Here is a 13,393-nt window from a genome sequence, read left to right as displayed (position 1 = left end):
TTCCTGGGTAAACGCCGTTTTTTCAAGCGAACAGCCTTGAGTCAGCCAAGACTCAGAGCGGTTTCCCACGATTGCCATGCTGGCTGACAAACGCCTGGATAGCCTTCAGGTCATTAGGCAGCACCGTGCAACGCTCTTCCCGCTCGAACAGGTCAGCCAGGTGCGGCGGCAACGCCAGGGCCTCGCCGACACCGGCCTTCTGCACCGCTTCGGGGAATTTCACCGGGTGCGCCGTGCCGAGGATGACCATCGGGATATCCAGGCTGCGGCGGCATTCGCGCGCGGCCTTGACGCCAATGGCGGTGTGCGGGTCCAGCAGTTCGCCGGTCTGGGCATAGACTTCGGCGATGGTCTCGCACGTCTGGGCATCGTCCACGGCCAGGGAGTCGAACAGCTTGCGGGTCTCGGTCCAGCGCTCCTGATCGACGCTGAAACCACCACCCTGCTTGAAGCTGTCCATCAGGCCGGCCAGGGCTGCACCGTTGCGACCGTGCATATCGAACAGCAAACGCTCGAAGTTCGACGACACCATGATGTCCATCGACGGCGACAGAGTGGCGTGCAGGGTTTCCTTGACGTACTGGTTGCCGCTCATAAAGCGGTGCAGGATGTCGTTGCGGTTGGTGGCGACGATCAACTGGTTGATCGGCAGCCCCATGTTGCGGGCCAGGTAGCCGGCGAAGATATCGCCGAAGTTGCCGGTCGGCACCGAGAACGACACCGAACGCGCCGGCCCGCCCAACTGCAGCGAAGCGTGGAAGTAGTAGACGATCTGGGCCATGATCCGCGCCCAGTTGATCGAGTTCACCGCGACCAGGCGCGTGCCCTTGAGGAAACTCTGGTCGGCAAAGCTGGCCTTGACCATCTCCTGGCAGTCATCGAAGTTGCCTTCGACGGCGATGTTGTGGATGTTCTCGCCAAAGAGGGTGGTCATCTGCCGGCGCTGCACGTCCGATACACGGTTGTGCGGGTGCAGGATGAAGATGTCGACGTTTTCGCAGTGCTTGCAGCCTTCGATGGCCGCCGAGCCGGTATCACCGGAGGTGGCGCCGATGATCACCACGCGCTCGCCACGCTTGGCCAACACGTAGTCCAACAGGCGGCCGAGCAGTTGCAGGGCGAAATCCTTGAATGCCAGGGTCGGGCCGTGGAACAGCTCCAACACCCATTCATTGCCATTGAGCTGACGCAGCGGGGCAATGGCGTTGTGGGAAAACACGCCGTAGGTTTCTTCGAGGATCTTCTTGAAATCGGCATCGGGGATGCTGCCGGTGACGAACGGGCGCATGACCCGGAACGCCAGCTCGTGGTACGGCAGGCCGGCCCACGAGGCGATTTCTTCCTGGGTAAAGCGTGGCAGGTTTTCCGGCACGTACAGGCCGCCGTCAGTGGCGAGGCCTGCCAGCAGGACGTCTTCAAAATTCAGGGCCGGTGCCTGGCCGCGGGTGCTGATGTAGCGCATGACTGGCTCCTCTACAACATTCTTGAACAGCGGCCGCCGAACCTCGGCGGCCTCTGCAACCTATCGTTAGTTCAGGTGTTCGACGCGAATCCGCACCACCGGCCCAACCACGCCCTGCAAGGCTTCCAGCGCGGCAATGGCATCGTTCATATGCTGTTCCAGCACACGGTGGGTCAGCAGGATCATGGGCACCAGGCCGTCGTGTTCTTCGACTTCCTTCTGCATGATCGACTCAATGTTGATGCCGCGCTCCGAGAGGATGCTGGCCACCTGGGCCAACACGCCCGGGTGATCCTTGGCCTGGATCCGCAGGTAGTAGGAGCTTTCGCAGGCTTCGATCGGCAGGATCGGGTGCGCCGACAGCGAATCCGGCTGGAAGGCCAGGTGCGGCACGCGGTTTTCCGGGTCGCTGGTCATGGCACGGACCACGTCCACCAGGTCGGCGATCACCGACGAAGCGGTCGGTTCCATGCCGGCACCGGCGCCGTAGAACAGAGTCGAACCGGCCGCATCACCATTGACCATCACCGCGTTCATCACGCCATTGACGTTGGCGATCAGGCGGTCGGCCGGAATCAGGGTCGGGTGTACGCGCAATTCGATACCGGCAGCGGTGCTGCGCGCCACGCCCAGGTGCTTGATGCGGTAGCCCAGGGCTTCGGCGTAGTTCACGTCGGCGGTGGTCAGCTGGGTGATGCCTTCGGTGTAGGCCTTGTCGAACTGCAGCGGGATACCAAAGGCGATGGACGCCAGGATGGTCAGCTTGTGCGCCGCGTCGATGCCTTCCACGTCAAAGGTCGGGTCGGCTTCGGCGTAACCCAGGGCCTGGGCTTCGGCCAGCACGTCTTCAAAGGTACGGCCCTTCTCGCGCATTTCGGTGAGGATGAAGTTACCGGTGCCGTTGATGATGCCCGCCACCCAATTGATGCGGTTGGCCGACAGGCCTTCGCGGATCGCCTTGATCACCGGGATACCGCCGGCCACCGCCGCCTCGAACGCCACGATCACGCCCTTCTCGCGGGCCTTGGCGAAGATCTCGTTGCCGTGCACGGCAATCAGCGCCTTGTTGGCGGTGACCACGTGCTTGCCGTTTTCGATGGCCTTGAGCACCAACTCACGGGCGACGGTGTAGCCGCCGACCAGTTCGATGACGATATCGATTTCAGGGTTGGTGGCCACATCGAAGACATCGTTGGTAATCGCAATACCGGTCGTTTGGTACTGAGGCTTTGGCGTACGCATGGCAATTTGTGCCACTTCAATCCCACGCCCTGCACGGCGGGAAATTTCCTCAGCGTTACGCTGAAGTACGTTCAAGGTGCCGCCACCGACGGTCCCTAACCCACAGATGCCTACTTTGACCGGTTTCACTGAAGAACTCCCCATGAAACGGCCGACTCAAGGTCGGCCGTGAAAAACAGCCGCACAACTGCGGCTCGCGATGAATGACCCGCCGACGGGTCGGCGGGTCTGACCGTCAAAGGCTCGACGGTACTGTTTATTTGGCACCCAGCGCCAGTTTGGCGATTTGTGGAGCCGGCTGGTAGCCCGGAATGACCTGGCCGTCAGCCAAAACGATGGCCGGCGTACCGTTCACGCCAATCGACTGGCCCAGGGCAAACTGCTTGGATACCGGGTTGGCACAGGCCGCAGCCTTGATGTCCTTGCCGTCGACCATCTTGTCCATGGCGCCCTTTTTGTCAGCCGAGCACCACACCGCTTGCAACTGCTTGTCGCCCGCCGAACCCAGGCCCTGGCGCGGGAACGCAACGTAGCGCACTTCGACGCCCATCTTGTTCAGCTCGGGCACTTCGGCGTGCAGCTTGTGGCAGTACGGGCAGGTGGTGTCGGTGAACACGGTGATGTGGGTCTTGGTCTCGCCAATGGCCGGGTACACCACGGTTTCGGCAACCGGAATGGCATTGATCAGCTTGGACACACCCAGGCGTTCGGCCTTCTCGGTGAGGTTGACCGGCTTGCCGTCTTTCAATTGGAACAGGTAGCCCTGGACGATGTACTGGCCGTCGGCGCTGGCGTACAGCACGCGGCTGCCCTTGAGCTTGACTTCATACAGGCCGGCCATGGGGCTGGCGCTGATGCTTTCGACCGGGGTTTCGAGCTGGAGGCTTTCCAGGCTCTTACGGATTGTCTTCTCGGCGGCGTCATCGGCGACGGCAAAGGTTGAGACCAACGCAATGGCTGCGGCGGCAAAAATCTGGGTCAAGCGCATGGGAACTCCTGAAGGCAGATGCAGGGACGAAGGCCAGGGCGCCGGTCTGGAAACACGGCGTGGGATCGTCCCCTTTGCAAACCGGCAAAGCCTACCACAATTGGGCGCCAGGGCAGACGCTGGCAGCCAAATTGGGGCCTGTCAGCCCCTTGGGTGATGTTTGGCATGCAGGTCCTGCAACCTGGCGCGCGCCACATGGGTATAAATCTGCGTGGTGGACAGGTCGCTGTGGCCCAGCAACATCTGCACCACGCGTAAATCCGCACCATGGTTGAGCAAGTGGGTGGCAAATGCATGGCGCAAGGTGTGGGGGGACAGCGACTTGCCGATCCCGGCCACCCTGGCGTGGTGCTTGATGCGATGCCAGAAAGTCTGGCGGGTCATCTGCTCACCGCGCAGGCTGGGGAACAGCACGTCACTGGGACGCCCGCCGAGCAGCTCGCCGCGGGCATCGCGCATATAGCGCTCGACCCACACAATCGCCTCTTCGCCCATGGGCACCAGGCGCTCCTTGCTGCCCTTGCCCATCACCCGCAACACGCCCTGGCGCAGGTTGACCTGTTCCAGGGTCAGGCTGATCAGCTCGGTTACGCGCAGGCCGCAGGCATACAACACCTCCAGCATGGCCCGGTCGCGCTGGCCGATGGCTTCGCTCAGGTCGGGCGCGGCCAGCAGGGCTTCGACGTCGGCTTCTGACAGGGATTTGGGCAAGGGCCTACCGAGTTGTGGCATATCGACTTGCAGGGTCGGATCGACAGCAATCAGCTTTTCCCGCAACAAATAGCGATAAAACCCACGCACCCCCGAGAGGAATCGCGCAGTGGAGCGCGGCTTGTAGTTCTGTTCAAGGCGCCAGGCCAGGTGATCGAGGATCAACTCGCGCCCGGCGTGGCTCAGTTCGAGGTTTTTCTCCAGCAGCCAGCCATTGAACAGGGCCAGGTCGCTACGGTAGGACTGGCGAGTGTTGTCCGACAGGCCCTTTTCCAGCCAGAGTGCGTCGAGGAAGCGGTCGATCAGGGGGTGGTCAATGGCGGGCATGGGGGCTCAGGCTGATGGCTGTAGTATCGGGTAGATCCTATCGCAGGCAAGCCGGCTGCCACAGGGAAATGCATGCCTACTGTGGGAGGCGGGTGGTCATGAACAGGTTCCGGGCAAGGGGCAAATTTCAGGCACAAAAAAGCAGCCCGTAGGCTGCTTTTTTCTGCATCGGGAAGCTGGACTTAAGCCAGTTTTTCCTTGATGCGAGCTGCTTTACCGGACAGGTCACGCAGGTAGTACAGCTTGGCTTTACGTACGTCACCGCGACGCTTAACGGCCATGCTGTCGATTTGCGGGCTGTAGGTCTGGAAAGTACGCTCTACGCCAACACCGTTGGAGATTTTACGAACAGTGAAAGCACTGTTCACACCACGGTTACGCTTGGCGATTACGACGCCCTCGAACGCTTGCAGACGCGAACGGTCGCCTTCCTTCACTTTCACCTGAACGACAATGGTGTCGCCCGGGGCAAAGGTAGGGATCTCTTTGGTCATCTGCTCTGCTTCGAGTGCAAGGATGATTTTGTTAGTCATGCTGTGCTCCTAAGGTAAATCGTCGGATCTACCATCGATACGTTGTTAACTATCGTCCCGCGCGAGGATGTATTCCTCGAGCAGCTTCTTCTCTTCTCCAGAAAGCGAGCGGCTTTCCAGAAGATCGGCGCGTCGTTCATAGGTCCGACCAAGGGACTGCTGTAAACGCCAACGCCGGATGTGTGCGTGATTGCCACTTAGCAATACGTCGGGAACACGCTGATCCGCATACACCTCCGGTCGGGTGTAGTGCGGGCAATCCAGCAAACCATCCGTGAAGGAATCTTCCTCCGCGGAGTCCGCATGCCCTAAAGCTCCAGGCAGCAGTCGTGTAACCGCATCTATCAGGACCATCGCCGGCAGTTCACCGCCAGACAGGACATAGTCCCCAATCGACCACTCTTCATCGACATGAGCTTCAATAAAACGCTCGTCAATGCCTTCATAGCGACCGGCAATCAGGATTAATGCTTCCTGACTCGCCAACCCGCGTACCGCCGACTGATTAAGCTGGCGGCCTTGAGGGGACAGGTAAATGACCTTCGCCTTCTCCCCGGCTGCTGCCTTGGCCTGAACCAGGGCGTCTTCCAGGGGCTTGATCTTCATCACCATGCCCGGGCCACCGCCAAATGGGCGATCGTCCACAGTGTGATGTCGATCCGTCGTGTAGTCTCGCGGGTTCCAACAAGTGAGCTGCAAGAGCCCCTGTTTCACCGCCCGACTGGTGATGCCGTACTCGCTGATGGCGGAAAACATCTCGGGAAACAAACTGATCACTTCAACGCGCAAATTAGCCACGCTTAGAAGTCCGCATCCCATTCCACCTTCATCTCGCCCGCGGCCAGGTCGACGGCCAACACGCATTGCTCGGTATAGGGCAACAGGCGTTCGCGATCATCCAGGCTGCCAGCGCAAGGCTTGACCACCATTACATCATTGGCGCCGGTTTCCAGAAGATGATCGATTTTCCCGAGCAATTGCCCGAGTTGATCAATGACCTTCAGACCTTCCAGCTGGTACCAGTAGTACTCGCCGTCGGTCAATTCAGGGAACAGGTTGCGCGGCACGCAGATCTCATAACCGGCCAGAAGACGCGCTTCTTCACGATCATCGAGACCCTTGAGCTTTGCGACCAGGAACTTGTCGTTCCCGCGTCCACTGACCAGCTCGACCTGTTTCACACTCCCTTCGCGCTTGAGCGTCCAGGTCTTGTACTGCAACAGGTTTTCAGTCGGATCAGTAAAGGAATACACCTTCACTTCGCCGCGAACGCCATGAACAGAGTAAATCTTGCCGATAACGATCAAATCATCAGCAACAGTTGGCGTCGCGTTCATATTGCTCAGGCTGCGGCCTTAGCCGAGTCCTTCAACAACTTGGCAACACGCTCGGATGGCTGTGCACCCACGCTCAGCCAGTAGGCTACGCGCTCTTGGTTCACGGACAGACGAACTTCTTGACCACGAGCAACAGGGTTGAAGAAACCAACCTGTTCCTTGTGCGAACCGTCACGCGGGTTGCGGCTGTCGGTTACGGTCAAGTGGTAAAACGGGCGCTTTTTGGAGCCGCCAAGGGCAAGACGGATTGTTAGCATGTGAACATCGTTCCTGTAGTCGGTGCTGCAAATCTAAATGCACAGCGGGCATGGGTGCCCGAAAGGCCGCATATTCTAAGGAATATCCCGACTTTTGCAAATGTCTTTTTCCGGCGCCTGACCGCGTGCCATTCAGATCTGCTAGAGAGCCGTCGGTTAAAACGGCGAGTCAGCTCCCGCCAACGGCGGGTTTGCTGGAGATCCCACATCCCTGTGGGTCTGCGCAAGAGCAAGCCCCTGCGCGAATTCTTTACATCTTCGGCATGCCACGACCGGGCATCATGCCACCCATGCCGCGCATCATTTTGGCCATGCCGCCTTTGGCCGAGAATTTCTTCATCATCTTTTGCATCTGCTTGTGCTGCTTGATCAAGCGCCCGATGTCCTGCACCTGGGTGCCGGAACCCATGGCGATCCGACGTTTGCGCGAACCGCTGATCAGTTCAGGGTCGCGGCGCTCGGCCGGGGTCATGGAGTTGATGATGGCTTCCATCTGCTTGAACTGCTTCTCTGCCGCGCCCTGGGCATTGCCCATTTGCGCCAGGTTCACACCGCCGATGTTCGGCAACTTGTCCATCAGGCCGCCGAGGCCGCCCATATTCTTCATCTGTTGCAGCTGGTCACGGAAGTCTTCGAGGTCGAAGCCCTTGCCCTTCTTCAGCTTCTTGGCCAGTTTGTCGGCCTTGTCCTTGTCGAGGGTCTGCTCGGCCTGCTCGATCAGGCTGAGCACGTCGCCCATGCCGAGGATCCGCGAGGCAATCCGCTCAGGATGGAACGGCTCGAGCGCTTCGGTCTTCTCGCCCATACCGATGAACTTGATCGGCTTGCCGGTAATGGCACGCACCGACAATGCGGCACCGCCACGGGCATCACCGTCGACCTTGGTCAGGATCACGCCGGTCAACGGCAGGGCATCACCAAAGGCCTTGGCGGTGTTCGCCGCATCCTGGCCGGTCATGGCGTCGACCACGAACAGGGTTTCTACCGGGTTGATCGCGGCATGCAACGCCTTGATCTCGCCCATCATCTCTTCATCGATGTGCAGGCGACCGGCGGTATCGACGATCACCACGTCGATAAACTTGAGCTTGGCTTCTTTAATGGCTGCGTTGGCGATGTCGACCGGCTTCTGGCTCAGGTCGGACGGAAAGAAGGTCACGCCCACTTCACCGGCGAGCATTTCCAGCTGCTTGATCGCGGCCGGACGGTACACGTCGGCCGACACCACCATCACGGATTTTTTCTTGCGCTCTTTAAGGAAGCGCGCCAGCTTGGCAGCGGTGGTGGTCTTGCCCGCACCTTGCAGACCGGCCATCAGCACCACGGCCGGTGGTACGGCACTGAGGTTCAGGTCTTCGTTGGCCGCGCCCATCAGGCTTTCGAGTTCGGCCTGCACGACCTTCACAAAGGCCTGGCCCGGCGTCAGGCTGCGGGACACTTCCGTGCCGACCGCACGCTCTTTGACCGAGTTGACGAAATCCTTGACCACAGGCAAGGCAACGTCGGCTTCGAGCAACGCCATGCGCACTTCGCGCAGGGTGTCTTTAATATTGTCCTCGGTCAGCTTGGCCTTGCCGGTGACATGGCGCAGCGTCTGCGAGAGACGGTCAGTCAAGTTTTCAAACATGCGCGATCCTTTCAGGCCCTATTCATCGAAGTGCATCGGTAGACCGAGGTAATGGCGGCCCAGGCTGTGATAAATCGCTATTAAAAACAGCGCTCGGCGAGCCTGCGGCGTGGGCAGGTCGCGGATTATAGCGAAGACTGCCGCCGTGCACACCCGCTGTCTGGCCCGGTGGTCTTTCGTGGAACGCAGGTGTGTGCCAAACTCATCGGCTTTCGGGCTTGCCTAACAGGATTTATGCTCCCTTTGTCACCCAGTTTGCTACCCAGTCTCGCCGCCGCACTCTTGTATGCCGCTGCGACCCTCTATCAGGGCACCCGCCTGGCCCAGCGCGCCAGGGCGGACAAACGCCTGCTGGCTGGGCTTGGCGTGCTCGCCTTGCTGGCCCACGCCGCCAGCCTGTTCACCCATCTGATGACGCCGGTGGGCCTGGGCCTGGACTTTTTCAGCGCCGCCAGCCTGATTGCCGCCGCGGTCATCGCCTTGACGCTGCTCGCCTGCGCACGGATCCCGGTGGAGAACCTGCTGTTGCTGCTCTTCCCCCTGGGGATGCTCACGGTGCTGCTGGCGCAATTTGCCCCCACCGGCACGGTGCAGGTGATCGACGAGGAGCCGGGCATCCTCGCCCATATCCTGTTGTCGATCCTGGCCTACGGCATGTTTACCATCGCCGTGTTCCAGGCTTTGCTGCTGCTGTTGCAGGACCACCAACTCAAGCACAAGCACCCTTCCGGGCTGATCAAGAACTTCCCGCCGTTGCAGACCATGGAAAGCCTGCTGTTCGGCTTTCTCTGGGCCGGCTGGACGCTGCTGTCGCTGTCGCTGATCTCCGGCTGGCTGTTTGTCGAGAACCTGTTCGCCCAGCACCTGGTACACAAGACCCTGCTGGCATGCCTGGCCTGGGTGGTGTTCAGCGTACTGCTGTGGGGCCGCAATCGCCTGGGCTGGCGTGGGCACAAGGCAATCCGCTGGACCCTGGCCGGTTTCTGCCTGCTGATGCTGGCGTATTTCGGCAGCAAGCTGGTTCGCGAATTCATCCTGCATATCTGACGGGCAGCCATTATGGACAACTTGCCCCTTGAGCCGATGCTCGCGGTCGTCGCGCTGCTGGTCTTGTGGTCGGCGCTGTTTACCGCCATCGAAGCGGCCCAGCACCATTTGCTGGCCCTGCGCCCCGGTACACGTCAGGGCGACAAGGCCGCCGCCCGCCTCAACTTCCCGCGCAACAGCCTGATCCTGTGCAACACCCTGTGCCGCGCGGTGGTGGTGATTCTGTGCACCCTGCTGGCGATCTATGCCTGGGCCGAAAACGGCCCCTGGCTAGGCTGGCTGGTCTCCAGCGGGCTGTTGCTGGTACTGGCCGACTACCTGCCGCGCACCCTCGCCACCCGCTATCCGCAAGCGGTGCTGGGGTTTGGCAATACGCTGCTGGGGGTGCCGCTGAAGATCCTCTATCCCCTGGCCTGGTTGCTCAACGGCCTCAGCCTGCTGTTGCTGCGCCCGTTCGCGCGCAAGTCCGGGGTCGTGAAGAAAAGCGACGAGCCACAGCCCGACCACCCCGACCAGCAGGCAACGGACGAGCGTGACGACCCTATGCCGGGCATGCCGGGCATCCACGCCCTGGACAACATCACCGTCAATGACATCCTGGTGCCGCGCAGCGAAGTCGATGGCATCAACCTCGACGACCCTATCGAGGAGATCATCGAACACCTGCGCAGCTCCCAGCGCACGCGGCTGCCGGTGTTCCACAGCGATATCAACCAGGTCGAGGCGGTGCTCAACACCCGGCAGATCCAGCACCTGCTGCCCGACGCCAGCCTGACCAAAGACGCCCTGCTCGCGGCCTGCCACGAGCCGTACTTCGTCCCGGAAAGCACGCCGCTGCAACTGCAATTGCTGAATTTCCACAAGCAGCAGCGCCGCCTGGGCATGGTGGTGGACGAATACGGCGAAGTGCTGGGTATCGTCACCCTGGAAGATATCCTGGAAGAGATCGTCGGCGAATTCGAGAGCGAACAGAGCCTGGACAACCCGCTGATCCAGCCCCAGCCAGACGGGCGCTATGTGATTGACGGTGCCGTGTCGATCCGCGAACTGAACAAGTACCTGGGCTGGCACCTGCCCAGCGACGGCCCCAAGACCCTCAACGGCCTGGTGACCGAAGCCCTGGAGAGCATTCCCGATTGCGCGGTGTGCCTGAAGATCGGCCGTTATCGCCTGGAAATCCTCGAGACTGAGGACAACCGGGTGAGCAAGGTATTGATCTGGCATGTCGGCTCAGCGCCGATTGCTACCTAAATGTAAGAGCCCACTTGTGTGGGGATAGCGGTGGGTCAGTTAATGCAACTCTGACTGACACACCGTCATCGCGAGCAAGCCCGCTCCCACATTTGATCTTTGCAGCCCCAAAGACCGCGCTTCAGCCCTTGTTTGCAGCGCGTGCGCCTTCCTATAATCGATCAAGCTTACCCAAGCCCCCCGCCCGACCGCGTGCTATCCGCACTGAGCGTGTCCAGGCACTGCAACACCGTGTCTGACCGGTACGCTCCCATCCCGAGCCGACGCCGCGCACTGCCCTGATCCATGGGTGCAAGACCAATAATAATCCGCGCCAAAGGCGCAATGACCATCAGGGATACCTCAATGAGCACCACCTATAACGAGGCCGCTCCCGCCGCCCCGACCAACTCGACCAGCCGCGTCGCCACCGCGAGCATCATCGGCACCGCCATCGAGTTCTACGACTTCTATATCTACGCCACGGCCGCCGCGCTGGTGATCGGCCCGGTGTTCTTCCCCCAGAGTTCCGGCACCGCGCAAATGCTGGCGGCGTTCCTGACCTTCGGTATCGCGTTTATCGCCCGGCCCTTGGGCTCGGCGCTGTTCGGCCATTTTGGTGACCGCATCGGGCGCAAGTCGACACTGGTGGCTTCATTGCTGCTGATGGGCGTGTGCACCACCCTGATCGGCCTGTTGCCGGGTTACGACAGCATCGGCGCGTGGGCCCCGATCCTGTTGTGTGTATTGCGTTTCGGCCAGGGCCTGGGCCTGGGCGGGGAATGGGGCGGCGCCGCACTGCTGGCCACCGAGAACGCGCCCAAGGGCAAGCGCGCCTGGTTCGGCATGTTCCCGCAGTTGGGGCCTTCCATTGGCTTTTTGGCGGCCAACGGGCTGTTCCTGATCCTGGCGATGAACCTGGACGATGAGCAATTTCGCAGCTGGGGCTGGCGCATTCCGTTCCTGCTCAGCGCCGCGCTGGTGATGGTGGGCCTGTATGCGCGCCTCAAACTGCATGAAACCCCGGTGTTCGCCAACGCCGTGGCCAAGGAAAAACCGGTGAAAGTGCCGCTGGTGGAGCTGTTCAGCCAGCATTGGTTGCAGGTACTGCTCGGCGCGGCAGCGATGGTGGTGTGTTATGCACTGTTCTATATCACCACGGCGTTTTCCCTGAGCTACGGCGTGAGCACCCTGGGCTACAGCCGCGAAACCTTCCTCGCCCTGCTGTGCTTCGCCGTGCTGTTCATGGGCGCGGCCACCCCGCTGGCAGCCCTGGCCAGTGACCGGTATGGGCGCAAACCGGTGCTGATCGTCGGTGCGGTGCTGGCGATTCTTTCGGGCTTCACCATGGAACCGTTGCTGACCCACGGCTCGACCTGGGCGGTGGCGCTGTTCCTGTGCCTGGAACTGTTCCTGATGGGCGTGACCTTTGCGCCGATGGGGGCGTTGTTACCGGAATTGTTCCCCACACGCGTGCGTTATACCGGGGCTTCGGCGGCGTATAACCTGGGCAGGATTGTCGGGGCTTCGGCCGCACCGTTTTTCGCGACCAAACTGGTGGCGATGGGTGGGCTCAGTTATGTCGGCGGATATGTGTCGGCGGCAGCGTTGCTCAGCTTGATTGCAGTGCTGTGCCTGAAAGAGACGCGGGATAACGATTTGAACAAAGTCGCCTGACCACACTCGTTCCCACGCTCCGCGTGGGAATGCAGCCCAGGACGCTTTGCGTCCGAAGCATGACGCAGAGCGTCACAAGAGGCGTTCCCACGCAGAGCGTGGGAACGATCAATCCTGGCGATGAACCTGGACGATGAGCAATTCCGCAGCTGGGGCTGGCGCATTCCGTTCCTGCTCAGCGCCGCGCTGGTGATGGTGGGCCTGTATGCGCGCCTCAAACTGCATGAACCCCCGGTGTTCGCCAACGCCGTGGCCAAGGAAAAACCGGTGAAAGTGCCGCTGGTGGAGCTGTTCAGCCAGCATTGGTTGCAGGTGCTGCTGGGCGCGGCGGCGATGGTGGTGTGCTATGCGCTGTTCTATATCACCACGGCGTTTTCCCTGAGTTACGGCGTGAGCACCCTGGGCTACAGCCGCGAAACCTTCCTCGCCCTGCTGTGCTTTGCCGTGCTGTTCATGGGCGCGGCCACGCCGCTGGCAGCCCTGGCCAGTGACCGTTATGGGCGCAAGCCGGTGCTGATCGTCGGTGCGGTGCTGGCGATTCTTTCAGGCTTCACCATGGAACCGTTGCTGACCCACGGCTCGACCTGGGCGGTGGCGCTGTTCCTGTGCCTGGAACTGTTCCTGATGGGCGTGACCTTTGCGCCGATGGGGGCGTTGTTACCGGAATTGTTCCCCACACGCGTGCGTTATACCGGGGCTTCGGCGGCGTATAACCTGGGCGGGATCGTTGGCGCTTCGGCCGCACCGTTTTTCGCGACCAAACTGGTGGCGATGGGTGGGCTCAGTTATGTCGGCGGGTATGTGTCGGCGGCAGCGTTGCTCAGCTTGATTGCGGTGCTGTGCCTGAAAGAGACGCGGGATAACGATTTGAATCGTGTCGCCTGATAGATCGCTATCGCAGGCAAGCCAGCTCCCACATTGGAACGCATTCCAAATGTGGGAGCGGGCTTGCCCG

The 13,393-nt window shown here is 61.0% G+C and carries 12 protein-coding genes and 1 pseudogene; 4 read left to right on the top strand and 9 right to left on the bottom strand.

The genetic code is table 11. The features are described 5' to 3' along the window. Window positions 1–52 precede the first annotated feature (52 nt). The 9 genes from thrC to ffh all read right to left on the bottom strand — a co-directional run bounded on the left by thrC (window position 53) and on the right by ffh (window position 8,484). Complete coding sequence (thrC, locus tag AO268_RS06365; protein WP_076962114.1) at window positions 53–1,462, bottom strand: threonine synthase; 1,410 nt, start codon at window positions 1,460–1,462, stop codon at window positions 53–55. Between the two features lie 66 nt (window positions 1,463–1,528). Next, a complete protein-coding gene (locus AO268_RS06360; RefSeq protein ID WP_099168193.1) occupies window positions 1,529–2,833 on the bottom strand; it encodes a homoserine dehydrogenase in 1,305 nt (434 codons plus the stop codon). Window positions 2,834–2,960: 127 nt separating this feature from the next. Further along, a complete protein-coding gene (dsbC, locus tag AO268_RS06355) occupies window positions 2,961–3,692 on the bottom strand; it encodes a bifunctional protein-disulfide isomerase/oxidoreductase DsbC (protein ID WP_076962112.1) in 732 nt (243 codons plus the stop codon). 141 nt (window positions 3,693–3,833) lie between these two features. Next, window positions 3,834–4,730 carry a site-specific tyrosine recombinase XerD gene (gene xerD, locus AO268_RS06350; protein WP_076962111.1) on the bottom strand — a complete coding sequence of 299 codons (897 nt, stop codon included), beginning with the start codon at window positions 4,728–4,730 and terminating at the stop codon, window positions 3,834–3,836. 182 nt (window positions 4,731–4,912) lie between these two features. Continuing rightward, entirely contained in the window at window positions 4,913–5,263 is a 351-nt protein-coding gene (gene rplS, locus AO268_RS06345) for a 50S ribosomal protein L19 (RefSeq protein ID WP_003175895.1), read from the bottom strand. A 45-nt stretch (window positions 5,264–5,308) separates the two neighbouring features. Further along, a complete protein-coding gene (trmD, locus tag AO268_RS06340; protein ID WP_154220461.1) occupies window positions 5,309–6,082 on the bottom strand; it encodes a tRNA (guanosine(37)-N1)-methyltransferase TrmD in 774 nt (257 codons plus the stop codon). Continuing rightward, a complete protein-coding gene (rimM, locus tag AO268_RS06335) occupies window positions 6,064–6,600 on the bottom strand; it encodes a ribosome maturation factor RimM (RefSeq protein ID WP_099168192.1) in 537 nt (178 codons plus the stop codon). Before rimM ends, trmD begins: the two co-directional genes overlap by 19 nt. 5 nt (window positions 6,601–6,605) lie before the next feature. After that, complete coding sequence (rpsP, locus tag AO268_RS06330; RefSeq protein WP_003175899.1) at window positions 6,606–6,857, bottom strand: 30S ribosomal protein S16; 252 nt, start codon at window positions 6,855–6,857, stop codon at window positions 6,606–6,608. Between the two features lie 250 nt (window positions 6,858–7,107). Beyond that, window positions 7,108–8,484, bottom strand: coding sequence for a signal recognition particle protein (gene ffh / locus AO268_RS06325; protein ID WP_076962110.1), 1,377 nt, complete (start codon window positions 8,482–8,484; stop codon window positions 7,108–7,110). Between the two features lie 234 nt (window positions 8,485–8,718). Here ffh and AO268_RS06320 point away from each other — a divergent pair, with 234 nt between their 5' ends. The 4 genes and pseudogenes from AO268_RS06320 to AO268_RS06305 form a co-directional block, all read left to right on the top strand. Next, complete coding sequence (locus tag AO268_RS06320; protein WP_029296177.1) at window positions 8,719–9,531, top strand: cytochrome C assembly family protein; 813 nt, start codon at window positions 8,719–8,721, stop codon at window positions 9,529–9,531. Window positions 9,532–9,543: 12 nt separating this feature from the next. Continuing rightward, complete coding sequence (locus tag AO268_RS06315) at window positions 9,544–10,782, top strand: transporter associated domain-containing protein (protein ID WP_099168191.1); 1,239 nt, start codon at window positions 9,544–9,546, stop codon at window positions 10,780–10,782. Between the two features lie 345 nt (window positions 10,783–11,127). Beyond that, a complete protein-coding gene (locus AO268_RS06310; RefSeq protein ID WP_099168190.1) occupies window positions 11,128–12,438 on the top strand; it encodes an MFS transporter in 1,311 nt (436 codons plus the stop codon). 114 nt (window positions 12,439–12,552) lie between these two features. Further along, window positions 12,553–13,323, top strand: a pseudogene (locus AO268_RS06305) (MFS transporter); the annotation flags it as partial. Window positions 13,324–13,393: the final 70 nt, after the last annotated feature.

The organism is Pseudomonas sp. ICMP 8385 (genome assembly GCF_002699915.1).
GTDB lineage: Bacteria > Pseudomonadota > Gammaproteobacteria > Pseudomonadales > Pseudomonadaceae > Aquipseudomonas > Aquipseudomonas gessardii.
This window is presented reverse-complemented; position numbering and strand designations above follow the sequence as displayed.